The sequence below is a fragment of the Arthrobacter sp. NPDC093128 genome, assembly GCF_040683875.1.
In the GTDB taxonomy this organism is placed as follows: domain Bacteria; phylum Actinomycetota; class Actinomycetes; order Actinomycetales; family Micrococcaceae; genus Arthrobacter.
Genome location: NZ_JBFBEY010000007.1, coordinates 143,357 through 166,886, shown reverse-complemented (window position 1 = coordinate 166,886; position 23,530 = coordinate 143,357). Strand labels below are relative to the sequence as shown.

Annotated in this window: 24 protein-coding genes; 14 read left to right on the top strand and 10 right to left on the bottom strand. The window is 67.0% G+C overall.

The features are described 5' to 3' along the window. Positions 1-40 precede the first annotated feature (40 nt). On the top strand, positions 41-1,072 hold the full coding sequence (locus tag AB0N24_RS10580) for a Ku protein (RefSeq protein WP_364123536.1): 1,032 nt from the start codon (positions 41-43) through the stop codon (positions 1,070-1,072). Positions 1,073-1,183: 111 nt separating this feature from the next. On the opposite strand, the gene AB0N24_RS10575 is transcribed toward AB0N24_RS10580, so the two are convergent. The 8 genes from AB0N24_RS10575 to AB0N24_RS10540 all read right to left on the bottom strand — a co-directional run bounded on the left by AB0N24_RS10575 (position 1,184) and on the right by AB0N24_RS10540 (position 8,477). Then, entirely contained in the window at positions 1,184-1,450 is a 267-nt protein-coding gene (locus tag AB0N24_RS10575) for a Rho termination factor N-terminal domain-containing protein (RefSeq protein WP_214956171.1), read from the bottom strand. A 2-nt stretch (positions 1,451-1,452) separates the two neighbouring features. Next, positions 1,453-2,076: an SRPBCC family protein gene (locus AB0N24_RS10570; RefSeq protein ID WP_364123534.1), complete on the bottom strand. Its 624-nt coding sequence runs from the start codon at positions 2,074-2,076 to the stop codon at positions 1,453-1,455. A 304-nt stretch (positions 2,077-2,380) separates the two neighbouring features. Further along, a complete protein-coding gene (locus AB0N24_RS10565; protein WP_028270626.1) occupies positions 2,381-2,659 on the bottom strand; it encodes an HPr family phosphocarrier protein in 279 nt (92 codons plus the stop codon). 54 nt (positions 2,660-2,713) lie between these two features. Continuing rightward, on the bottom strand, positions 2,714-4,759 hold the full coding sequence (locus AB0N24_RS10560; RefSeq protein WP_364123532.1) for a fructose-specific PTS transporter subunit EIIC: 2,046 nt from the start codon (positions 4,757-4,759) through the stop codon (positions 2,714-2,716). A gap of 2 nt (positions 4,760-4,761) precedes the next feature. Continuing rightward, entirely contained in the window at positions 4,762-5,745 is a 984-nt protein-coding gene (locus AB0N24_RS10555) for a hexose kinase (RefSeq protein ID WP_364123530.1), read from the bottom strand. Further along, positions 5,742-6,551 carry a DeoR/GlpR family DNA-binding transcription regulator gene (locus AB0N24_RS10550; RefSeq protein WP_364123528.1) on the bottom strand — a complete coding sequence of 270 codons (810 nt, stop codon included), beginning with the start codon at positions 6,549-6,551 and terminating at the stop codon, positions 5,742-5,744. Before AB0N24_RS10550 ends, AB0N24_RS10555 begins: the two co-directional genes overlap by 4 nt. A 327-nt stretch (positions 6,552-6,878) precedes the next feature. Further along, positions 6,879-7,136, bottom strand: coding sequence for a DUF6458 family protein (locus AB0N24_RS10545; protein WP_364123526.1), 258 nt, complete (start codon positions 7,134-7,136; stop codon positions 6,879-6,881). Positions 7,137-7,250: 114 nt separating this feature from the next. Next, positions 7,251-8,477 (bottom strand): NAD(P)/FAD-dependent oxidoreductase, encoded by a 1,227-nt coding sequence (locus tag AB0N24_RS10540; RefSeq protein ID WP_364123524.1) that lies wholly within the window; start codon positions 8,475-8,477, stop codon positions 7,251-7,253. Positions 8,478-8,596: 119 nt separating this feature from the next. Between AB0N24_RS10540 and AB0N24_RS10535 the strand changes: the two genes are divergently transcribed. The 6 genes from AB0N24_RS10535 to AB0N24_RS10510 all read left to right on the top strand — a co-directional run bounded on the left by AB0N24_RS10535 (position 8,597) and on the right by AB0N24_RS10510 (position 15,742). Next, entirely contained in the window at positions 8,597-9,100 is a 504-nt protein-coding gene (locus tag AB0N24_RS10535) for a MarR family transcriptional regulator (RefSeq protein WP_364123522.1), read from the top strand. Between the two features lie 140 nt (positions 9,101-9,240). Then, positions 9,241-10,461, top strand: a complete 1,221-nt coding sequence (locus tag AB0N24_RS10530) for a beta-ketoacyl-[acyl-carrier-protein] synthase family protein (RefSeq protein WP_364123520.1) — start codon at positions 9,241-9,243, stop codon at positions 10,459-10,461. Between the two features lie 69 nt (positions 10,462-10,530). Then, positions 10,531-11,148, top strand: a complete 618-nt coding sequence (locus tag AB0N24_RS10525) for a phospholipase (RefSeq protein WP_364123518.1) — start codon at positions 10,531-10,533, stop codon at positions 11,146-11,148. Between the two features lie 157 nt (positions 11,149-11,305). Continuing rightward, on the top strand, positions 11,306-12,334 hold the full coding sequence (locus AB0N24_RS10520; RefSeq protein ID WP_364123516.1) for a LacI family DNA-binding transcriptional regulator: 1,029 nt from the start codon (positions 11,306-11,308) through the stop codon (positions 12,332-12,334). A gap of 143 nt (positions 12,335-12,477) precedes the next feature. Further along, positions 12,478-13,311 carry an HAD-IA family hydrolase gene (locus AB0N24_RS10515; RefSeq protein WP_364123514.1) on the top strand — a complete coding sequence of 278 codons (834 nt, stop codon included), beginning with the start codon at positions 12,478-12,480 and terminating at the stop codon, positions 13,309-13,311. Positions 13,312-13,366: 55 nt separating this feature from the next. Beyond that, on the top strand, positions 13,367-15,742 hold the full coding sequence (locus AB0N24_RS10510) for a glycosyl hydrolase family 65 protein (protein WP_364123512.1): 2,376 nt from the start codon (positions 13,367-13,369) through the stop codon (positions 15,740-15,742). Positions 15,743-15,787: 45 nt separating this feature from the next. Here AB0N24_RS10510 and AB0N24_RS10505 read toward each other — a convergent pair whose 3' ends face one another. After that, positions 15,788-17,122, bottom strand: a complete 1,335-nt coding sequence (locus AB0N24_RS10505; RefSeq protein ID WP_364123510.1) for an MFS transporter — start codon at positions 17,120-17,122, stop codon at positions 15,788-15,790. 73 nt (positions 17,123-17,195) lie between these two features. Here AB0N24_RS10505 and AB0N24_RS10500 point away from each other — a divergent pair, with 73 nt between their 5' ends. The 3 genes from AB0N24_RS10500 (at position 17,196) to AB0N24_RS10490 (ending at position 19,540) form a co-directional block, all read left to right on the top strand. Beyond that, the gene (locus AB0N24_RS10500) at positions 17,196-17,786 is read left to right on the top strand and encodes a hypothetical protein (RefSeq protein ID WP_364123508.1); all 591 of its coding nucleotides are present in this window, start codon (positions 17,196-17,198) and stop codon (positions 17,784-17,786) included. A gap of 115 nt (positions 17,787-17,901) precedes the next feature. Continuing rightward, positions 17,902-18,807, top strand: a complete 906-nt coding sequence (locus tag AB0N24_RS10495; RefSeq protein WP_364123506.1) for a hypothetical protein — start codon at positions 17,902-17,904, stop codon at positions 18,805-18,807. Further along, positions 18,791-19,540 carry a 5-oxoprolinase subunit PxpA gene (locus AB0N24_RS10490; protein WP_364123504.1) on the top strand — a complete coding sequence of 250 codons (750 nt, stop codon included), beginning with the start codon at positions 18,791-18,793 and terminating at the stop codon, positions 19,538-19,540. Before AB0N24_RS10495 ends, AB0N24_RS10490 begins: the two co-directional genes overlap by 17 nt. Here AB0N24_RS10490 and AB0N24_RS10485 read toward each other — a convergent pair. Further along, positions 19,537-20,877: a DUF445 domain-containing protein gene (locus tag AB0N24_RS10485; RefSeq protein WP_364123502.1), complete on the bottom strand. Its 1,341-nt coding sequence runs from the start codon at positions 20,875-20,877 to the stop codon at positions 19,537-19,539. The genes AB0N24_RS10490 and AB0N24_RS10485 overlap by 4 nt on opposite strands. Positions 20,878-20,927: 50 nt before the next feature. Here AB0N24_RS10485 and AB0N24_RS10480 point away from each other — a divergent pair, with 50 nt between their 5' ends. The 4 genes from AB0N24_RS10480 to AB0N24_RS10465 are packed head-to-tail and all read left to right on the top strand — an operon-like array spanning position 20,928 to position 23,441. Next, positions 20,928-21,827, top strand: a complete 900-nt coding sequence (locus tag AB0N24_RS10480; RefSeq protein WP_364123500.1) for a glycerophosphodiester phosphodiesterase family protein — start codon at positions 20,928-20,930, stop codon at positions 21,825-21,827. 44 nt (positions 21,828-21,871) lie between these two features. Next, the gene (locus tag AB0N24_RS10475) at positions 21,872-22,354 is read left to right on the top strand and encodes a hypothetical protein (protein WP_364123498.1); all 483 of its coding nucleotides are present in this window, start codon (positions 21,872-21,874) and stop codon (positions 22,352-22,354) included. Continuing rightward, positions 22,351-23,133, top strand: coding sequence for an AzlC family ABC transporter permease (locus AB0N24_RS10470; RefSeq protein ID WP_364123496.1), 783 nt, complete (start codon positions 22,351-22,353; stop codon positions 23,131-23,133). Before AB0N24_RS10475 ends, AB0N24_RS10470 begins: the two co-directional genes overlap by 4 nt. After that, positions 23,130-23,441 carry an AzlD domain-containing protein gene (locus AB0N24_RS10465; RefSeq protein ID WP_364123494.1) on the top strand — a complete coding sequence of 104 codons (312 nt, stop codon included), beginning with the start codon at positions 23,130-23,132 and terminating at the stop codon, positions 23,439-23,441. The genes AB0N24_RS10470 and AB0N24_RS10465 overlap by 4 nt, the downstream gene beginning before the upstream one ends. The last annotated feature ends 89 nt before the right edge of the window (positions 23,442-23,530 follow it).

The following is a 23,530-nucleotide window of genomic DNA, read 5'->3' as shown; positions in this document are numbered from 1 at the left end:
AGGTCTTCACCTCCGGGCAACTCTGATGTTCACTTGATCCATGAGAGCCATCTGGAAAGGCGCTATCGCATTTGGGCTGGTCAACGTGCCGGTCAAGGTCTACAGCGCCACCGAGGATCACGACATCGGGCTGCACCAGGTCCATGGCGCCGACGGCGGGCGCATACGCTATCAGCGCCGATGCGAAGTGTGCGGCGAGATCGTGGACTATGCGGACATCGACAAGGCCTACGAGGAGGACGGCCGCACTGTGGTCCTCACCCGGGATGAGCTCAAGTCCATCCCGGCGGAGAGCAGCCACGAGATCGAAGTGGTGCAGTTTGTCCCGTCCGAGCAGCTCGATCCCATGATGTTCGAGAAGAGCTACTACCTCGAACCTGACTCCAAGTCGCCCAAGGCGTACGTCCTCCTCCGCCGGGCGCTGGAGGATACGGACCGGGTTGCCGTGGTCCAGTTTGCCCTCCGGGAGAAGACCCGGCTTGGCGCCCTGCGGATCCGGGATGACGTGCTGGTGCTGCAGTCCCTGCTGTGGTCCGACGAAGTCAGGGAAGCGGCTTTCCCCGCCCTCGAGACAACGGTCCGCATCTCCGCCCAGGAGCGGGAGATGTCCGCGGCGCTGGTGGACTCCATGGCCGGAGACTTCGATCCGGGCCAGTTCACTGACGATTACCAGGTGCAGCTCCGCAAACTCATCGACGCGAAGATCGAGCAGGGGGAGTCCCTGGACACGGAACAGACGTTCGGCGCCGAGGCTGCCGAAGCCGGCAGCGGCGAAGTGATCGACCTGATGGAGGCTCTCAAGCGAAGCCTTGAAAAGAAACGGGGTGGCGGCGCCGGCGACGCGTCCAAAGGCGACGCGTCCAAGACAGACAGCGCCGAGGATGCTCCCGCGAAGGCAACCCGGGCCAAGGCGGCCCCGGCCCGGTCCACCGCAGCAACCCGGTCCACCGCAGCAAAAGGGGCGGGCAGCAAGGCAACGGCGACGAAGACTGCCAGCAAAACGGCAACAAAGCCTGCTGCGAAGGAGACTGCGGCCAAGGAACCGGCCAAGAGCCGGCGCAAACAGGCCTGACACGGTCGTACCGCAGCGGCGGCGGCCCTCAACGGAGTGCATCCCACCGTACTGGCGCGGAATGGGGTGGCGGGCGCGGCACCGACCGGTACGGTAACCCATTGCGGCGCGTCAGTGGTTTCTGAGAGCCGAAATCAGCTCGCTTTTCTTCTTGGCGGAGTATCCGGTGAGGCCGATCTCCTTGGCGCGGGACTTCAGCTGGGCGACCGTCCAGTCCTCATAGTCGCCGGCCTTGCCGCCTTTGCGGCCCACGGCCGAACGGCCCTTCTTGGCCGCGGCGTTGGAAATACGCGCTGCTTTCTCCTTTGACGCGCCATCCTCCCGGAGTTCCTCGTACAGTTCGGGATCCTTCAGGCTGGGGTTCTTCTTCTCGGGCATGGTCAGCTCGGATCCGATGGTTCGGCGTCGTCAATAAAAGGGTCCACACCGGCCGGACGCTGCGGCGAAGGCGTGGGCGTGTGGGGCGACTGCGCGTGGCGTGCGTCTGCCCGGGCGTGCGGAGCCGGTGCGTCGGACGCGAAGCCGGCCTCTTCGTCGGTTTCTTCGACTTCGCCGCCGTCCACGGCGGAACGCCAGGCACCGGTTTCAATGCCGCGCTCCTCGATGAACTGCTTGAACCGCTTCAGGTCGGCACTGATCTGGTGGCTGTCCGCGTGGACGGCGGAGCCTGCCTTCTCCACCAATCCCTCGGGTTCCCATTCCAGCGCCACGGTGACGCGCGTCTGCTCCGGCCCGAGGGGTTCGAAGTAGACCTCGCCGGAATTGCGTGGTTTGTCCGTGCTGACCCAGGCGATGCGGCGGTCCGGCAGCTGTTCGGTGATCTGGGCGTTGTACTCGCGCCTGACTCCGGCGATGTCCGTCCGGAAATGAAGGGACGTCTCGTCGATCTGTTCCACGGACTCCACGCCCCTCATGAACTCCGGGAACGATTCGAACTGCGTCCACTGGTTGTAGGCCGTGGACACAGGAACATCCACCTCGATGGTTTCCTGCAGGGTAGCCACTGTCTCATCCTCTTTCAGTCCGGGTACGGCTCCGAATGCGGTCTGTTGAACGGCGTGTCGCCACGTTTTCCACGCTAGTAGGGCCATCCGGCAAAAACAAGGAACTTACTAAGGCGGCTTAGTGATCCCAGGTCGGGGACGCGGAAGGGGACTTAAGAGCCGGTAAACCTGTTTAGGGGGCAATCGGTGGTTAAATGCAGCGGCCAGCCCGTGCGCCACGTGCCCGGAATTCGGGACTTACCGTGGCGCAGCGGGCCGGCCGCCTGACGCTGACCTAAGCGGACTGTACTAGCCCGTCGAGCTGCTACTCGGCGTCGTGATCGGTTTCCAGGATCTGGACCAGGTGGTCCAGTGCGGTGTCGGCGCCGTCGCCCTCGGCACGCAGGACCACAACATCGCCGTGCGATGCGCCCAGGCTCATGAGGGACAGGATGCTGGCTGCGTCCATGGCCTCATCGGCCGGTTCGCCCTGGCGGGCGATCGTGATCTCGTGCGGGTACTCGCCGGCGGCCTCGGCAAAGATGGCGGCCGGGCGGGCATGCAGGCCGACGCGGCTGGCGATGGTGGCGGTGCGTTCGAACATTTGTGCTCCTTGGATATCAGGTCGGGACAGATGGTTGGGAAATACCGAACCGGGTCAGACAGTTACTGGAACCGGCTCCACGGTATCAACGGACTTGCGGACGGCCCAGCGCTTGAGGGCGATGACTGCCAGGGCAGTGACGACCGTTCCGACGAGGATCGAGACAACGAACATCAGGAAGTTGTCGATGGCGAAAAAGACGAAGATGCCGCCGTGCGGGGCCTTCGAGCCTACGCCCGCCGCCATGGAGATGGCGCCGGTCACTGCGCCGCCCAGCATGCTGGCCGGGATGACGCGGAGCGGGTCGGCAGCGGCGAACGGGATGGCACCTTCGGAGATGAAGGATGCGCCCAGCAGCCAGGCGGCCTTGCCGTTCTCGCGCTCAGCCAGGCTGAAGCGCTTCTTGTCGAGGACCGTGGACGCTAGGGCCATGGCCAGCGGCGGAACCATGCCGGAGGCCATGACGGCTGCCATGATCTGCCACGGTGCCTGGTTGTCCAGCGTTGCGGCGCCCAGGCCGGCGACGGCGAAGGCGTAGGCCACCTTGTTAACCGGACCGCCGAGGTCGAAGCACATCATGAGGCCAAGAATGATGCCGAGGGCGATGGCACTGGCGCCGGTCAGGCCGGACAGGAACGAGTTCAGTCCAACGGTGATGGCGACGATCGGGGCGCCCAGGATCAGGAACATCAGGCCCGAGGCCACGATGGAAGCAACCAGCGGGATGATCACCACGGGCATCAGGCCGCGCAGCCAGCGGGCCACTTGAATCTGGCCGATGACGTGGGCGATGTAGCCGGCGAGCAGACCGCCCACGATGCCGCCCAGGAAGCCTGCACCCATGAACCCGGCAACAGCACCGGCAACGAAGCCAGGGGCGATGCCCGGCCGGTCGGCGATGGCGTAGGCGATATAGCCTGCCAGGGCCGGGACCAGGAAGCCGAGGGACAGGGCGCCGATCTTGAACAGCACGGCGCCGAGGTAGGCGCCGAACGGGCCCCAGGCGTTCTCAGGGTATTCGGTGGGCAAGTTGAAAATGCTGTTGTCCACCACGATGGCGTCCGCGTACTGGGTGATCAGATAGCCGCCCATCAGGAAGCCCAGGGCGATCAGCAGGCCGCCGCCGGCCACGAACGGAATCATGTAGCTGACGCCCGTGAGGAGTGCCTTCTTCAGCTTCTGGCCGATGTGCTCGCCCTTTTCGGTGGCTTCGGTCTCGGCCTGCTCTTCTGCGCCGAAGTGCGGGACGCGGCGGGCGTTGGGGTTGTCAGCCGCGGCCAGCGCTTCCTGGACCATCTTGTCCGGTTCGTCGATGCCGCGCTTGACGGGTGCATTGATGACCGGCTTGCCGGCGAAGCGTTCCTTGCCGCGGACGTCCACGTCCACCGCGAAGATCACGGCGTCGGCGGCCGCGATCACGGCCGGGTCCAGCGGCTTGGCGCCGGAGGAACCCTGGGTCTCCACCTGCAGGTCCACGCCGACTTCCTTGGCCGCGGCAACCAGCGAATCGGCCGCCATGTAGGTGTGGGCGATGCCCGTGGGGCAGGCCGTCACAGCGACGAGGCGCTTGGGGCCGCCTGAACGCGCGCCCGTGGCGGCACCGGCGGACGGTGCTGCAGCGGCTGCGGGTTCCGCTGCGGCCGCGGGCTTGTCGGCCAGGGCGCCGTCCACCAGTTCGACGATTTCGGCCTGGGTGCCGGCTGCCCGGAGGGCTGCCGTGAAGTCCTTTTTGATCAGCGAGCGGGCCAGCTTGGAGAGAAGCTTAAGGTGTTCCTGGTCCGCGCCTTCGGGGGCCGCGATGAAGAAGATCAGGTCCGCAGGGCCGTCCTTGGCGCCGAAGTCCACGGGCTGCGACAGCCGGGCCATGGCCAGGGTGGGCACGGTCACTGCAGTGGAACGGCAGTGCGGAATGGCAATTCCGCCGGGAACGCCGGTGGCGGTCTTGGATTCGCGGGCAAAGGCGTCGGTGAAGAGGCCTTCGGCTTCGGTGGCGCGGCCGGTGGCGGCGACCCTGCCGGCCAGATGGCGGATCACGTCCTCGGGCGAGTTGCCCAGGTTCTGGTCGAGCTCGACCAGTTCAGTAGTAATGAGCTGAGTCACTGTCAGTCCTTCCGGAGGGCCGTGATGGTTACGGCATCGGGGGTGGTTTGGTGGACCGCCGGAACTGTGGAGCCCGGCAGGGAAGCGGCGGCGGCACCATGTGCCACGGCCTGACGGAGGCAGTCGGCCGGGGCGGCGCCCAGGCTGGAGGCGAGCAGGTAGCCGGCAAGGGACGAATCGCCCGCGCCGACCGTGCTGACCGCTTTGACCGGCGGATGCGTGGCCAGCCACGCGCCGTCGGACGTCACAAGCACCGCACCCTTGGAACCGAGCGTTGCCAGCACGGCACCTACACCGGAACGCACGACGGCGGCGGCGGCTGCCGCGGCAGCCTCCGGATCCGCTTCAAGTTCGTCAGCGGTGGACGCCGTAGCGAAACCGGCTGCGGCAGCCAGTTCAGCCAGTTCTTCGGCGTTGGGCTTAAGGAGGTCCGGCATTCCTGACGCGTCGCCCGAGAGGGCGGCGGCCAGCGGTGCGCCGGACGAGTCGACGGCGATGTGCGGGGCCGCGCCGTCACGGGTAGAGCGGAGCCGCCGGGTGACGGTGGCGTAGAAATCGGCCGGGACCCCGGGTGGGAGCGAGCCGGCGAGGACAACCCAACTGGCACCGCGGGAGCGCTCCAGCAACAGCCCGATCAGGGCTTCCTGCTGGTCTTCACTCAATACCGGGCCGGGTTCGTTGATCTTGGTGGTGACGCCGTCAGGCTCCGTCAGCGCCACGTTGGTGCGCAGCGGTTCGTGGATGGCGAGGGCGGCGAAGGGAACGCCGCTGTCACGGAGACCCGCCAGGACGGGATCGGAGTCGCCGCCCGGGAGGACGGCCACTGTTTCCAGGCCGGAGGCCACCAGTGCGCGGGAGACGTTAACGCCCTTCCCGCCGGATTCCTGGCTGACGGACGTTGCGCGTTGCACTTCGCCGCGCAGCAGGGGCGAAGGCAGGGACACGGTGCGGTCAAGGCTTGGGTTCGCGGTGAGGGTAACAATCATGCGATCACCACGTCCACGCCGGCGTCAGCAAGCGCCGCTGCGAGTTCCGGGCTGGGTTCACTATCTGTAATCAAGGTGTCCAGATCTTTCAACGAGGCGAACTGGACCAGCGTTTCCGCATCCAGCTTGGACGAATCGGCCAGCACCACGATGCGGCGTGCCGATTGGACGAAGGCAGCCTTGACGGCTGCTTCTTCAGGATCGGGCGTGCTCAGCCCGAAGGCCGAGTGAACTCCGTTGGCGCCGATGAAGGCGATGTCCGGACGGATCCGGTGGGCTGCCTCCACGGTGGACTGCCCTACGGCAGCCTGGGTGAGTCCGCGGACCCTGCCGCCCAGGAGATGGAGGGCGATGCCCGGCTCGCCGGCGAGTTTCGCGGCGATGGGGATCGCATGCGTGATGACCACGAGTTCGTTTTCCGGACCGGAGTCCGGGGCAGCGGAGGGGTCGGAGAGACGCAGGGCGATCAGGTCCGCCAAGGCTTCGGTGGTTGAGCCGGCGTCCACCAGGATGCTGCCGGCCGGATTTTGCGGGATGAACGCCAGGGCGGCCTCGGCAATGCGCAGTTTTTCCGGCTGCCGCTGCACGGTCCGCTCCAGGATGCTTTCCTCGGTGGTGCTGATCCGGTCCGGGGCGACCGCGCCGCCGTGGACCCGGCGGACGGTACCGGCTGACTCCAGCGCGGCAAGATCGCGCCGGACGGTCTCGGTGGTGATGTTGAAGCGCTCGGCAAGGGCGGTGACGCTGGCCCGGCCGCTTTCGGCGACTAGACCCGCGATCAGCTGTTGGCGCTCCTCGGCGAACACTTACCCTCCATTGCGTAAAAGACTGCGGTAGTTCCGGGGCTGGCTTCAGGACCGGCTTCCAGTGACTGCCATCACATGATGTTGAATTGTTTGACTTTATCTTTGTTCATGTTGGTTTGTCAACGAAAACAACATGAACGCAGATCCCAGCTTGGAGTTTTTGTCCAGATGGAGCGACTTCGAGGCCCCCGAAGTCGCGATAAGTGGACAAAAACTCTTCCATGAAAGCCGGAAGCCGGGCCGGACCGTGATGGTCTGGCCCGGCTTCCGGGATGTTCACTTGCGGTTCGCCTGTGTCCGTGGACAGTGGCGGCCGGAGGGTCATGGCTAGATGCCGCCGTCCCGGCTCTCGTTGCGGACAATGCGTTCGCCCGTGTTCGGATCCACCACGGACCGGGTTTCGCTCACCCGGCGGCTGCGGCCGGGCGACGCCAGGACCAGCGAGGCGATCAGGCCGATGACGCCGACGGCCATCAGGATGTAGCCGATCAGGGTCTGGTCCACGTAGGGGACCAGGCCGGGGCTAATGGCCCACGCCAGGATGGCACCGATGGCGATAAGGAAAATGGAGGAACCGATTCTCATGACTTGCTCCTAGCTGTCCGGGGGACGTGCGGGCAAACTTGATCAGCATGCTGTCTAGCGACAGGCTACAGGCCGCCCCCTGCTGATTCAATGAACCGGGCGGGGGTGTCCGTTTCAGTGGTGGAAGTCCGCGCTCGGCGCCGATTCCCACTCAATGTGATGGCCGTAGACCCAGTCGAAGTTTTCCGCGGTCTTCCGGGACAGTGAACGGAACACGGCCCTGAGGATGATGTCCTCGAAGACGCGCTTGAACTGCCCCCGGACCTTCGGGGCTGCGTTGCGCCTGCCCCACTCCACCACCGCCTCTGCCCTTGCGCGGCGCTCGCTCTCATAGCGGCCGAAGGCCTGTTCGAGGGCAGCCGTCTCGGGCCGGGCAGTGGCGCCGCGAAGGGCGCGCCCGAGTGTCACTGCGTCCTCGATCGCCATTGAAGCACCCTGCCCGGACGACGGCGAGGCGGCATGGGCGGCGTCCCCCACCAGCACCATGCGGCCGCGGTACCAGCGGGGAATACTGGGGAAATCGTAGGTGCGGTAGGGCCGGATGATGTCGATTGTGGCTGCGATGATGGCCGCCATTGGTGTGCGGTCACCGGAAGCCAGGCCGGCCAGCCAGTCCTTCAGTTCGGCCGGTGAAAGCTGCGAAAGGTCCTCCGAGGACCGCTGCAGCGGGTTGGCGAACCACCACGTCCGCCCCTGGGGATCACGCATGTAGCAGTAGAAGCACCTCTTGCCGAAGACCATCTTCATTCGTCCGGTTTCGGGAAACACCGTCCCTTCCGGAAGCATTCCCGCCGGGACAATTCCGCCGGTGTTGAGCAGGGGAATGCTGCGGGGTTCGGGGGCGGTGGGGTCAATCACGGTGCGGACAGCCGAGCGCAGCCCGTCCGCCCCGACCAGCAGGTCGCCTCTGGCGGACGTGCCGTCCGCAAACACTGCGGTGACTGACCCGTCCGCCTCTTCCACCGATTCGAGGCGCTTTCCGTGTTCGATGCGGACGCCCCGCCTCGCAGCCTCGGACCGCAGCAGCCCGTATAGCTCGGAGCGGGTCAGGGTTCGGGCGGTGGTCCCATCCGGCAGCGAGCCGCCGTAGTCGAAGTCGGCCAGATGCCGCCCGGTGCTGCCCAGGTGCATGGACATCGTCGGGGTGCTGAAGCCGAGTTGACTGGCGCCTTGTTTGAGGCCGAGGGTGTCCAGTGCGTCGAAGCCGTTGACGGCGAGGGTGAGGAAGCCGCCGACGCCGTCAGACTCGGCGTCGTAGGCCTCGTACACGACGGCGGTGTGGCCCGCCTTGGTAAGGGAGAGGGCTGTTGCAAGCCCTGCGATTCCGGAGCCGATAACCATGCAATGCAACATCTGGGATACCTCCGTAAAGTATTTCGTTCGGTCGAAAGAAATATATTCCCCGAATGGCTAAGAGTCAATCCTTTCGGTTTGGCGAAAGACTTTGTTAACCTCGGACCATGGACCAAACCCGGATGAGTCAACGCGAAGCATTGGTACAAGCCGTCTACGACTCAGGCAGGGAACTGTCCACGGCCTCGGTTATGTTCCATGCCAAGCTTTCCGAACTCCGTGGGCTCTCGGCGACCGAAGGCAAGGCGATCGACATCCTGCTGCGGTTCGGCCCCATGACGGCCGGGGAATTTGGCGAGCACTCCGGGCTCGCGCCGGCCTCCGTCACGGGACTCATGCAGAGGCTGGAGAGCAAGGGAGTGGCCAGACGGGTGCGCCATGCCGGGGACAAACGCAAAGTCCTCATCGAGTTGGTGGGCGACCAGCCGGCCGCGGCCGCCCCGCATTTCGCAGATTTCATGGCGGGACTGGCGGCATTGCTAGAGGGTTACAGTGATGATGAACTCCGGGTGATCGCCGATTTTTCCAGGAGGGCGGCCCGGATCCAACAGGAAGCGGCGGGCCGGCTGGGCCAGGCGTCAAACATCGACCAGGCGCCGGACCCGGCGTAACAACCCGGCTGCAGCGCGGCGGCTGCGGCGTGGGCCATTAGCCTTGATGGGTACGTGGAGCCCATCCCGGCTCCTCCGCGGGTCCCCCCTTTGGTGGACGCCACGCATCTCCCGGCGTACTCACAGAAATATGGTTACCGATGTCTGAAGTTTCCCCCACGGTTGTGGTTACAGGGCTGGGAGCCGTCACTCCGGTCGGCTCGACGGCCGGCGATACCTGGTCTGCGCTGCTGGCCGGACGCTCCGGAATCTCGGCCCTCGACGACGACTGGGCCGGTGGGCTGCCTGTCCGTGTGGCGGGACGCGTCACCGCCGATGTACCCTCGCTGCTGTCCACTTTGGAGTACAAGAGGATGGACCGTTGCGGCCACCTTGCCCTCATCGCCGCCCGCGAGGCATGGGCACATGCCGGCCGGCCGGAAACTGACCCGGAACGGCTCGCCGTCGTGATCGGCTCCGGTTACGGCGGCCTGGACACCACACTGGAGCAGACCCGGACGCTGGACGGCAAGGGACCGCGCAGGGTTTCCCCGCACACCCTCACCCGGATCATGACCAACGGACCCTCTGCCTGGGTCTCGATTGATGTTGGAGCCCGCGGCGGGGCGCGGACGCCCGTCAGCGCCTGCGCCTCCGGGGCTGAGGCCATTTCCCAGGCAGCCGACATGATCCGGAGCGGCGCCGCCGACGTAGTGATCGCCGGCGGGGTGGACTCCTGCATCAACGGGCTGACCATCAGCGGTTTCGCGCAGATCAGGGCGCTCTCCACCCGCAACGACAGCCCGCAGGCCGCATCCCGCCCCTTTGACCGGGACCGCGACGGCTTTGTCATGGCCGAGGGCGCCGGGATCGTGGTGCTGGAACGCGAAGACCATGCCCGTTCCCGCGGAGCCGAGATCCTCGGCGTCATCGCCGGAAGCGCCGTCACCTCGGACGCTGTGGACATCGTGGCGGCAGACCCCGCCATGCAGCGCCGTGTCCTGCAAAAGGCCATTGCCGCCGCCGGCCTCACCGGAGAGGACATCGGCTTCGTCCACGCCCACGCCACGTCCACCCCTGTGGGGGACCGGCTCGAAGCGGAAGCCATCGGCGCCGTCGTCGGGCATTCCGTTCCCGTCACGTCCACCAAATCCCTCACCGGGCACCTGCTGGGCGGGGCCGGAGCGCTGGGTGCCATCGTCACCATCCAGGCGTTGCGCACGGGCACGGTCCCCGGGACCATCAACCTTGAAAGCCCGGGCCCGGACATCCACCTCAACATCGTTTCGCAGACAACCGGGGGACTGGCGGCGAAGGCCGGTATTTCCAACGCGTTCGGATTCGGCGGACACAGCACCTCCCTGGTGATCACGGCCGGCTGAGTTCCGCCGGGTGAGCCCCGCCGGGTGAGCCCGGCTCGTGAGCGCCGCCGGCAAAGTTAGGCTGTTCCGATGGAGACAGTCGTGTGGTCCAAGCCGGAGAACCAGCGCGCCGCAACGCCGCTGCTGGTGATGATGCACGGATACGGAACGGATGAGGTGCGAATGTCGGACCTCTTCGGCCTGTTGCCGCCCGATTTCACCTGCGCGGCCCTTCGCGCACCCAAGGTGATCGGCGACGACTACGGCTGGTTCCTGCTGGACTACTTCCTGACCCATGACTTCGCGGACGTCATTTCCGTCAGCAACAAGGTGTTCGACTGGATCAACTCGGTCAAGGGGCAACACACCAGCGTCAGCCTGCTGGGCTTCTCGCAGGGCATGGCCATGGCCAGCACGCTGCTGCGGCTGCGGCCCCACGACTTTCGGGCCGTCGTGGGCCTTTCCGGATTCGTCCTGGACAACGAACTGCTGGCCATGAGCGAAGCGTTCGACACCAAGCCGCCGTTCTTCTGGGGCCGGGACAAGGCCGACCTGGTCATCAATGACGATGCCGTTGAGCACACCCAGGAATGGTTGGAGCGGAACACACAACTGACGGCACGGACCTACCCGGGCATGGGCCACACCATTTCCAAGGCCGAAATGGTGGATGTGGGCGCCTTCCTGCGCCACTACGTGCTGCGCTAAGGCGCGAGTTACAGCCGTCCCTGCCTTGGGATTCCCGTAAGAATCCGAACACAGAAGAAAAACCAGTTGCGCGCTAAATTTGTAAGCGCTTACACTCTTCTTCGGCCAGGTATCGGGCCCAGGACTTCAGGAGAAGAAAGGGCTGAGCCCGTGTTGCATGGCTAAAGCACCGCGCGTGACCATCCAGGACGTTGCCGCATTGTCGGGGCTGTCCATCTGTACCGTTTCCCGTGCGCTGCGCGGGCTCCCCAACGTTTCCGAAACCGCCCAGCTGAAGGTGGCCGATGCCGCCACGAAGCTCGGCTACAAGGCGTCCTCCGCGGCGTCGCGCCTGGCCGGCGGAATCACGGGGTCCGTAGCCATCATTGCGCCCACGGCCACCGCCTGGTTCTTCGCCCAGGCCGTCGAAGCGGCCGAGGAAGTCTTCGCGGACAGCGGCTTCGATACCGTCCTCATCAGCCTGCGGAACACCCCGAGCGTGCACCGCAAGGTGTTCGGAGACCTGGACGCCCTGTCCCAGCGCGTGGACGGCGTCCTGCTCCTCAACATCGCCCTCGGCGACGACGAAATCGAAGCCCTGGCCTCCTCCGGGCTGGCCGTTGCGAGCGTGGGCATGCATAACGTCCCCTGGGACAACGTGGGCATCGACAACGAGGACGCGGCCTGGAAAGCCACCAACCACCTCCTGGGGCTTGGTCACTGGGACCTGGCCATTCTGTCCGGACGCGAACCCGGAGCACGCTCGGTGGTCACGGCCACGGACCGCCTTAACGGCTTCCGGCGGGCCCTTGCCGAGCATGACCTGACCGTTGATCCGGACCTGGTGATGGACGCCGGCTCGAGCATTGAAGGCGGTCGCCGGGCCATGACGGAGCTCATCGAAAACCGCCGACTGCCGTCCGCGATCTTCGCCGGTTGCGACGAAACTGCCTTCGGCGCCCTTATGGCTTTACGGGACCTCGGTTTGTCAGCGCCCAAAAACGTGTCCATCATAGGAATAGACGATCATCAGATGAGCTGGTTCCTGGGCCTGAGCACAATGGCCCAACCAGTAGCCGATCAGGGCGCCTTTGCAGCCAACCTGCTGATTGAGGGACTCCAACGTCCGGGGCCGCTGACCGCCCCCGCCAGCCATGTGCTGGATACCAAGCTGATTGAACGCAAGAGCACGCGACGAAAACGCTGAGCGCAAACGCCAATCACATGCATTCCCGGGCATCGACGCCCGACTCCGCCCTCCGGCCATCGCCGGACGGTCCGCTCCGTACCAAACCCGGCAGTATCCACGCACGTCCCCTGCACGCCGTCTGAAAGGACACCGAGTACCGCATGACTGAGCTCTCCAACAGCACCGCCGCAGGCACCAGTACTGCCGGCAACAGCACTGCCGGCAACAGCACCGCCGCAGGCACCAGCACTGCCGGCAACAGCACTGCCGGCAACGGCAGCAGCCGCGGCTGGACCGGCGCTTCCGCCATCCTCTTTGACCTCGACGGTGTGCTCACCCCCACCGCGATCGTCCACGAGCGCGCCTGGCAGGAGCTTTTCGACGGCTACTTGCAGGCTGTTCCCGGGGCGGACAGCTACCGCGAAAGCGACTACTTCGACCACATCGACGGCAAGCCCCGGTTCGACGGCGTCCGGGACTTCCTCGCGTCGCGCAGCATTGTGCTGCCCGAGGGCCCCGCGGATGACGACCCGGCGAACGACACGGTCCATGGCCTCGGCAACCGCAAGAACAAGGTCTTCAACGACATCGTCGAATCCGGCGGCGTGGCACCGTACGAAGGCTCGGTGCGCTTCCTGGCAGCCGCGGAGGCACTGGGACTCAAGGTCGCCGTCGTCTCCTCCTCACGAAACGCGCCGGCGGTACTGCTGGCAGCGGGACTGGCGGACCACTTCGCGGTGGTGGTGGACGGCGTCGTGGCAGCGGCCGCAGGCCTGCCGGGCAAGCCGAACCCCGCGACATACGAGTACGCCGCGCAACTGCTGAACCTGCCCAGCGACGAGTGCGTCGTGGTGGAGGACGCCGTGTCCGGCGTCCAGGCCGGAAGCGCCGGAAGCTTCCACTCGGTGATCGGCGTGGACAGGGGAGCCGGCCGCCAGACGCTGCTGGACGCCGGCGCCACCCTGGTGGTCGACGACCTGAACGAACTCCTCTAACCCGGCCAGCCCCCACCCCCTAACCTGCACAACGCCAAAAGGAACCCCAACAGCCATGGCACTCATCACCTCTGACCGCGCCCGTTTCCCGAACGACCCCTGGCAGCTCGTCGAAACCGTCCACCTGCCCGGAAACGCCGGAACCCTGGAGACGCTCTTCAGCCTGGGCAACGGCCATCTCGGCATCCGCGGCGCCCACTGGGCCGCCGCGGACGCCGACCTTCCCGGCAGCTTCATCAACGGCTTCCACGAAACCTGGGACATCAAGCACGCAGAGAATGCCTTCGGTTTCGCCCGCACGGGCCAGCGGATCCTCTACATCCCGGACGTCAACAACTTCACGGTGATCATCGACGGCGAGACGCTGAGCCTCAGCGAATCAACGGTGCTGGACTACCGCCGGTCCGTGGACTTCGCCACCGGTATCTACGAATGCCGGATCACCTGGGAGTGCCGTTCCGGCGCCACCGTGACCACCACGGAGCGCCGGGCCGTGGGCTACCAGTCCCGCGGCACCATGGGCGTCACCCTCGAAGTGGCGCCGGACCGGGACGTGTACGCCGATGTGACATCCTCGGTGATCAACCGCCAGGACCAGCCGGTGGAGGACCACTCCACGCACGATCCGCGGCGCGCCGGACGGCACGCCGGGCGCGTCCTCCTCCCGGTACGGCTCGACGGCGGCGACGGCTCGCTGCGCCTGTCCTGGGAAGCAGCGGAGTCACGTCAGCGTGTTGGCCTGGCCGTGGACCACTGGACGTCGGCCGAAGTGCAGCCTTTCGAGACCCTGGTGGACCAGGATGACAGCAGCGTCCGGTACGTGCTGGCCGTGAGCGAGGACCGGCCCTTCCGCCTGGAGAAGAGCGCCAGCTACGCCGTGGCGCGGGCCTTCCGCGAGGGAGCAGTCGACGGCGGGTCGGCGCAGGATCCCTCCGAAGCGGCCGAGAGCGCCCTGCAGCCCGTCAGCGCCATCTTCGCCGAGAGCGAGGCGTATTACCGGGACTACTGGGCCACCGCGGACATCGTGGTGGGAGGCCAGCCCGAGCAGCAGCAGGCCATCCGCTGGAACCTTTTCCAGCTGGCCCAGGCCACCGCCCGCGCGGACGTTGCCGGCATCCCGGCCAAGGGTGTCAGCGGCTCCGGCTACGACGGGCACTACTTCTGGGACCAGGAGGTGTACCTGATGCCGTACCTGACTTACACCAACCCGGACAACGCGCGCCAGGTGCTGGAGTTCCGGCACGAGATGCTGCCGGACGCCAAGGTGCGTGCCAAGGAACTCAGCGTGGACGGCGCGCTGTTCCCGTGGCGCACCATCAACGGGCTCGAAGCCAGCGCCTACTACGCCGCCGGCACCGCGCAGTTCCACATCGCCGCCGCTGTCGCTTTCGCCACCAACAGGTACATGTGGGCCAGCGGCGACGCGGACTTCAATCACGGCATGGGTTCGGAGCTGCTGATCGAAACCGCCCGGATGTGGGTCTCCCTCGGCTTCTTCGGCAAGGACGGGCTCTTTCACATCCACGGCGTAACCGGCCCGGACGAGTACACTGCCGTGGTCAACGACAACCTCTACACAAACGTCATGGCCCGGTTCAACCTGCGCGCCGCGGCGGCGCTTGACCACCCGGGGATCGACGACGCCGAACGCGAGCTTTGGGAGCAGGCCGCCAACCGGATGCAGCTGCCCTACGACGAAGACCTCGAGGTGTATTCGCAGGACAACGACTTCATGACGCTGGAGCCGTGGGACTGGAGTACGCCCCGGTCCAAGTACCCGCTGCTGCTGAACTACCATCCGCTGGTGATCTACCGGCACCAGGTGCTGAAGCAGGCAGATACCGTGCTGGCGATGTTCCTGCAGTGGCAGGACTTCACGGCCGAGGAAAAGCGGCGGGCGTTCGACTTCTACGATCCGATCACCACCGGCGACTCCACCCTGTCCGCCTGCGTCCAGGGAATCATGGCCGCCGAGGTGGGTTACGGGAAGGCCGCGCTGGACCACTTCACCCACGCGCTCTTCATCGACCTCGACGACACCCACGGCAACACCATCGACGGCGTGCACATCGCCTCCACCGGCGGCGTCTGGAGTTCGCTGGTCAGCGGCTTTGCGGGCCTTCGCGACCAGGGCGAAGTTCCGTACTTCGACCCAAGGCTGCCTGTCGAATGGGAGGGGCTGTCCTTCCACCTCAAGGTGCAGGGACGACTGCTGTTCGTTGAGCTGGAGCAGGGGTCCATCGGCCTCAGTATCCGGGAGGGCGAACCCCTGGACGTCAACGTCCGCGGCGATGTTCTCACCGTGGGCAGTGACGTTGCCAGGGTGCCGCTGGCCCCCGTCGGCGCCCCGGAGCCCACCGTTTTTCCGAGCGGCCTTCCGACGTCGTCCATCCCGATCGTCCGCGCCCACACGTACGCGGGCCAGAGCTAGCAAGCGGCCCGAGCAATCCAGTGGCCGGACCGTGGACAGCCCCGTCTAAGGGCTGTCCACGGAATTCGGGCTGTCTGCCGGCGCCGGGCTGTCCGCGGGCGCCGGGTTTTCTGAACTGCTGTCCAGCGGATGCGAGAGCTCGTCGGACGGCATCCGGGCAACGATCATGGCCACCACCGCCATGATGGGGCACACGCCGCCGGCCACCAGGAAGATCACCCACGTGGGCACCACTGCCGCAGCGGGTCCGGCCAGGGCCATGGAGATGGGCATCAGGGCCAGGGACACGAAGAAGTCCAGGCTGGAGACGCGGCCCAGTAAATGCGGGGGGACGCGGCGCTGTAGGAGCGTCCCCCAGATGACCATTCCGATGCCTCCGGTGGCACCGAAGACAAACAGCGCCGCCGCAACCATCCAGAAGCTGTCCATGATCCCGATGGCGGCGAGCGGCAGGCTGCCGGCACCCCACGAGACCATCATCACCGTGAGGTAGCGGCGTGGCAGCGGGAAGGATGCCGTGGCCAGGGAAGCGCCCGCCCCGCCCACGCCCATCACAGCCAGCAGGAAACCGAACATGCGGGAATCGCCGCCCAGCTGGTCGCGGACGACGAACGGCAGCAGCACCTCGATGGGCCCGATCAGGAACAGCACCGAGATGCAGGCCCAGAGCAGTGTCCACAGCAGCCACGGCGTGCGGACGGTGTAGCTGACACCTTCGCGGAGGTCGTGGAAGAAGGATGTTTTGGCCCGTTCCGGGGCGGGCCCGCCGTCGGCGCCGGGGGCGTCCAGGGCGTGCTGGCCGAGGAAATTGAGGATGATGAAGGCGAGCAGGTGGCATGCCGCCACACCCGTGACGGCGTGCGAGGGGGACAGCGCGGCCACCAGGATACCGGCGACGGCGGGACCGGCAGCCTGTTGCAGGATGGGCCTCATGGTCCCCTCCATGCCGTTGGCCGCCAGCAGGTCCTCCCGCGGCAGAATCCTGGGCAGGATGGCCGAGTAGGCCGGGAAGAAGAAAGCCGCCCCCACGCCAAGCACGAAAGCGCCGATCACCAGGTGCCACAGCTGCAGCCAGCCCGCCAGGGCCAGCCCGCTGATGCCGGCGATGACGGCGAGGTTGGTGCCTTCGACGGCGACGATCAGGAGCCGCTGAGGCACGCGGTCCGCGGCGATCCCGCCGGCCAGGACGAATGCCACCAGCCCCACGCTGCCCGCAGTGGCAACGAGGGACAGCTCCAGCGGCCCGCCGCCGAGGTGGATGACCTGGTAGACCATGGCAACGGCCCACATTCCGGAACCGAAAATCGAAACGGCCAGCGCCGCGATCAGCACTCGGTACTCACGGTGCACAAAGGGCCGGAGGGCTCTGGGGGCGGGCATAGGGCTAGTCTAGGCCTGCTCCGCCCGGCCGTGCCGCCGCTACGGGTGGCCGCCGCCGGGCTAGGCTCTGCCCATGGGGAACAGTCCGGCCGGCACGTGGCGCCGCAGCATGGCATTCATCGGCAACAACCCGGGGCTGGCGCTGCATCCGGTAGACGGCGAGGGCGTCCACGTCCCCGGCGAGCCCGCCAGCTGCTTCGCTTCCTTCTGGATGGCCGAGTGGTCCAAGTGGGGCAGCGGAAACGCCCTGCTGGTCGCCACCCGCCAAGGCTGGCGTAGCTACGGCGCCAACGGTTACTTCGCCGAGAACCTGGCCAATGAACTGACCCGATATTTTCCGGAAGCCGCCCGCTTCCCGCTGACTGAAATCACCCACACCCAGGACGAGTTCGACGTCGAACTGGACATCGGGCGCGGCTTCCGGGCCGTGGGGCGGAAGGCGGAGCTGGAGATCAGCGGCGTCCTGGACCGCCGCCAGTTCTCGGCGCCGGATTTCCAGCTCGGTGAAAGCAGCGCCGCCCTGAGCAACGTGTACCTTCCGTGCAGCGCCGGGCGGCTGTCGGAGTTCGGGGTGGAATGGCCCGGTTCACCGGCGGTGTACCCGGGGCCCCGGGGTCCGTCGTCGTCCGCGTATATTGCCGTGGCCGAATCCTGGGTGATGTAGCGGCGTGGCCTAGTGTTAAGGGTGAGTGGCAGCCACGAGCTGTCCCCGCACGGAGCAACCACGGTTGCCATCCCTGATGGCACCGGCGGCTGTTCCCGTTCCAGGAAAGGTGACGATGGCCATGCGGAAGAACCCGGCAATGAAAATTGCACAAAAAACCGCCCACAAGGCGGTGTTCGACTCCCAAGGCAAGCCAAAGCCAGGACTGCACAGCATGCTGCTGCGGGCCGTCGAAGTCCAGCGCCCGCTGGTGCTCGCCAACCTCCGGCGGCTCCAGCGCAGGCACCCGCGAGCCACGGCCGCGCAACTGGCGGACAAGCTGGAACGCGATTACCTCTTCGCCGTGACCGGCGGCGGCGCCCTCGTGGGCGGCACGGCCGTCATTCCGGGCGTTGGCACGGTTGCTGCGCTGGGCCTTTCCGCGGCAGCCACCATCGGCTTCCTCGAAGCCACCGCACTGTACGCCACGTCCCTGGCCGAGCTGCACGGCATCCGCATGGTTGATCCCGAGAAGGCCAGCACGCTGGTCATGGCCATCATGCTGGGCGAGGAAGGGACTGCCCTCCTCGGAAGCCTCAGCGGCCAGGCCGCCGGCAGGGGCAAGGGCCCCACGGACGCCTGGGGTTCCGCGTTCGCCCGCAAGACGTCCTTCCCCGGTTTCGGCTCGGTGCGGGACCGCATCCAGCGGGCGTTCCTCCGCAGCCTGCTGCAGCGGCAGGGGACGGCGCTGCTGGGCCGGGCGCTGCCGTTCGGCGTCGGAGCCGTGGTGGGCGGCGTGGGCAACCGCGTGATGGGGCGCGCCGTCGTCGCCTCCGCCAAGGAGGCCTTTGGCCCCATGCCGGACACGATTCCCGGCGAACTGACCGCAGGGACCCCCGGCAACCCGACTCAGGGCAAGACATCCGGCAGCAGTGCCGGCGTGCCGGCCGCAATCGACTCCGCCGCGGACAACCCCGCCGGCACAAACACCCCCGGTGGGGACTCAACCTTGAAAGGCGGATTCCTTGGATCTGAACGCTGACCTGGGGGAGTCCTTCGGCTCCTGGACCATGGGGGACGACGCCGCCATGTTCCCGCTTATCACCAGCGCCAGCGTGGCCTGCGGCCTGCACGCCGGGGACCCCGTCACCATGCTGGACACCTGCCGGGCGGCCTTTGAACTGGACGTCCGCGTGGGTGCCCACGTCGGGTACCCGGATCTTGCAGGCTTTGGCCTCCGGTCCATCGACATGACCTTCGACGACCTCTTCGGGGCGGTGCTGTACCAGCTCGGCGCGCTCGACGGCGTGGCGCACGCCGTCGGGGCATCCGTGGACTTCGTGAAGGCCCACGGCGCGCTCTACGACCGCACTGTGTATGACGCCGAACAGGCCTCCGCCGTCACCGCCGCCATCCAGGCGTACGATCCCGGGCTGCCCATCCTGGGCCAGCAGGGGTCCGCGCTCCTGTCCTTCGCTGCGGAGGCAGGCCACCCCGTGTTCCACGAGGCCTTCGCCGACCGCGCCTACCTGCCGGACGGAACACTGGTGCCGCGCTCCGAAGACGGTGCGCTGCTGCAGGACGCCAGGGAGGTGGCCGAACGCGCGGTCCGGCTTGCCATCCATGGCGAAGTGGAGGCCGTGGACGGCTCCGTGATCAGGCTCCAGCCCCACTCGCTGTGCCTGCAGGGCGGCACCCCCGGCTCCGTCGAGACGGCAACGGCCGTCCGGAAGGCGCTGGAAGCAGCCGGCGTGGAGCTGGAACCCTTCGCCTAGCCGAAGGCCAGGTGCGCAACCGTGAAAATGGCCGCGCCGGCCAAGGCGCCCACCACCGTGCCGTTGATCCGGATGAACTGCAGGTCCTTGCCCACCTGGAGCTCAATCTTCCGTGAGGTCTCCTCGGCATCCCAGCGGGCCACGGTCTCGGTGATGACACCGGCGATGTCCGAGCGGTAGGTCCTCACGAGGTAGCCTGCAGCGTCGCCGATCCACGCGTTGACCTTGCCTGCCAGTTCGGGGTCCACCACCAGCCGGGTGCCGAAGTCGTGCACGGCCGCCTTGAACTTGAGGGTCAGTTCGCTGTGCGGATCGTCGACGGCGCCGAGCAGCGCCGCCTTGATGGTGCCCCACGTGCGGGATGCCAGCTCGCGCACCTCGGGGTCGCCCAGCACCTGGGCCTTGATGCCTTCGGCCCGGGCGATCATCACGGGGTCATGCTGGAGGTCCTTTGCCAGCTCGGTCAGGTACGTGTCGATGGACTGCCGGACCTGGTGCTGCGGATCGGCCTGGACCGCCTTGGTGAATTTGAGGATCTCCACGTAGACCTTGTCTCCTACCAGCCCGTCCACGAACTGCGGGACCCACTGCGGGGACCGGTCCGAAACCAGCCTGCTGACTGTCTCGTGGTTGTCCCTGACCCAGTCAACCGTCCTGTCCACCAGCAGGTCCACCAGCGTGTGGTGGTGACCGTCGGCGAAGATCCGCTCGGCGAGCCTGCCCACCGGCGGCCCCCACGGCGGAGCGAGCAGGTGCTTGCGGACCATGCTCTCAATCACTGCCTGGACATCGTCGTCGTTCAACACCTTGAACGCGCCGCGGATCACGGCGGCACCTTCCTTGGCCACGCGCTCGGGACCGCCGGGACCGGACAGCCAGGCGCCCACCTTCCGGGCGATGTCCACGGAGGCGAGCTTTTCCTGGACCACCTGTTCGGACAGGAAGTTGGTTTCCACGAACTCGCCCAGCGACGCGCCGATCTGGTCCTTGCGGCGCGGGATGATGGCGGTGTGCGGGATCTTGATGCCCATGGGGTACTTGAACAGGGCCGTTACGGCGAACCAGTCTGCCAGGGCGCCCACCATGCCGCCCTCCGCCGCGGCCCGCACGTACTCCAGCCACGGGTACTGCTTCTGCAGGGCGAAGGCAAAGACGAAAATCACTGCCATCACGATCAGCAGTCCCAGCGCCAGCAGCTTCATCTTGCGCAGCGCAGCGGCTTTTTCGGCGTCACCGCCCAGCCCGGGATCGACGACGGCGGCACCGCTAGCGGGTGGGCCCGCATGCGCCGGGCGCGTTGCGGCGGGACGGGTGGTTTGTTCACTGTTCACCTGCATGTGCCCAGCCTAGCCCCGCATCCGTGGCGGGTCTCCGCTAACGTGTCACCATGACTACCGACGAGTCCGCGTCCACCCGGCCGCTGGTCTACGCCCACCGCGGTTCCAGCGCCGCCTTCGCGGAGCACACCCGGGCTGCTTACCTCCAGGCCATTGCGGACGGCGCCGACGGGGTGGAATGCGACGTCCACCTCAGCCGGGACCAGCACGTTGTCCTGCTGCATGACGCGAACCTGGACCGCACCTCGGACGGAACCGGGCCCGTGGCCGACCGGACCCTCGATGAACTGCGGCAACTGGATTTTTCCTCGTGGAAAGGCGCCCGGATACCGCTCGAGTACGGCGGGAAGTTTGATCAGCTGCTGACGCTGCCGGATCTGCTGGACATCCTCCGGGCGGCGGGCCGGGAAATCGGGCTCGCCATTGAACTCAAACATCCGAGCCCCTACCTGCTGGCGCTGGAGGACCGGGTGCTCGAGGTGCTCGCCTCCGAGGGCTGGGATCCGCAGACGTCCAAGGTGGACAACGTCAGTGTCTCCTTCATGAGCTTCAGCCCGGACTCCGTGAAGCACCTGCTCGCGACCGTTCCCGCCGAGTCCATCTGCCAGCTGGTGGACGACATCACCGTGGACGAAGTCCGCGAGGAACTGGGCCTGGGCCTCATAACAGGCGGGGCCGTAGCGAACGTCATGCGGGCGGCACAGGCGGAAGGCGAGCGGATCCTGGACGACTGCGAAGTCAGGCTGGCCGGACCGGGCATCGACTATGTCCGCCGGCACGCCCGTGCCGTCCGCCGATGGCTGGGATCCGGCCGCAGGTTCAGGGTGTGGACCGTGGACTCGGAACAGGACGTGCGGCTGTGCCAGGAGCTGGGGATCCACGAGATCACCACCAACCGGCCGGCACAGGTGCTGGCCCAGCTCTCGGAAAGCAGCCACACCGTCAGCTGAACCGGCGGTTACCGGAGCATGCGCGGCTGTGGTTGCATGGATCCATGCCATTCACCTGGTCCGGCCGGGCCACCCAGACCCTCTCAGCGGCTGCCATGAGCGCACTCCTGCTGACGAGCGCCATGAAGCACTTCCGCGACCCCGCGTTCTTCCACCAGGTGGTTCCCGATTTCCTGTGCCGCCGCGAGGACTCCGGCGACCGGCCCAACGGCCCGTTCGCCGTTATGACCCGCGATGAATGGGTGGCGCTCAGCGGCCTGCTCGAGGCGGGTGCCGCCGTCGGAATCCTGATTCCGGCCACCCGCAAAACCGCCGCTTGCGCCGTCACCGCAATGTTCACGGTGTTCCTTGCCGGACATGCCGATGCCCTGCGCCGCGCCTACGGTCCGGCCGGAACGCCCGGGCAGCGGAAGGTGCACACGGCGCGGTTCCCGCTGCAGGTACCGCTGATCCTCTGGGCCTGGAGCCTGCGGAAGCCGGCCCTGGGGTGGCCTGCCGCGGGACGTGTTACCGGCCTCTGGCCATGAAGCTGCTGCAGTCCCCGGCCGTGCGTGTGGGCCTCTCCATCAGCATCGCCACCGGGCTGTACGGGATATCCTTCGGGGCGCTCGGCGTCACGTCCGGGCTGGACTTCTGGCAGACCATGGCGCTGAGCCTGCTGCTCTTCAGCGGCGGCTCGCAGTTCGCATTCATCGGCGTGGTGGCCGGCGGCGGGTCCGGGGCCGCTGCCATGGGCGCTGCCACGCTCCTGGGCATGCGCAACGGCATCTACGGCATGCAGCTCAACGCGCTGCTGCAGCCGCGCGGGTGGCGCAAGTTTGCCGCCGCCCATGTCACCATCGACGAATCAACGGCCACGAGCACCGGGCAGACCGATCCTGGCGAGCAGAAGCGGGGATTCTGGACCGCGGGGATCGGCATCTTTGTGCTCTGGAACGTGTTCACTGCCGTCGGGGCGCTTGCGGGCAGCGCGTTGGGGGACCCCAAGCAGTGGGGGCTCGACGGCGCTGCGGTGGCTGCCTTCCTCGGCCTGCTGTGGCCGCGGCTCAAAGGCCGCGAGCCGGTGGCCATCGCCGTGGTGTGCGCGCTGGCCACCGTCCTCGCCGTGCCGTTCGTGCCCGGCGGCGTTCCCATCCTGATCGCCGCGGTGGTGGCGGCCGCGATCGGCTGGTTCAGCCACGGCCGCAGCGACGAAGGCCTGGAGCCCGATGTGGACCCCTATGCCGAGCACCATCACCCGCACAACGATCCCCATTTGAGTCATCCCCGCCCCGGTGTTCCCCGTTCCGGAGACGACGCAAAATGAACCTTTGGATGTGGCTATTGCTTGCCTGCCTCCTTGGCTACGCCTGGAAACTCCTGGGCTATCTGGTCCCGGCCAGCCTGCTTCGCAACCCGCGCATGTCCCGGATCGCGGGCACCATGACCATCGGCCTGCTCGCTTCGCTCACCATCGTGAACGCGGTGGCATCCGGCCAGGCGCTGGCCTTCGACGCCCGGATGGGCGCCCTGGCCGCGGCAGGAATCGCGTTGTGGTTCCGGGCTCCGTTCCTTGTGGTGGTCCTGGCCGGGGCGGGAGCGGCCGCCGGGCTGCGGCTGCTGGGCTGGAGCTGATACGGCCGTATATGGCGGACCCGGAATCAACGCTGCGTTCCGCCGCAGCGGGGGCCGGCAAGGATGGCGACGGCCATTAGGCCCTAGTG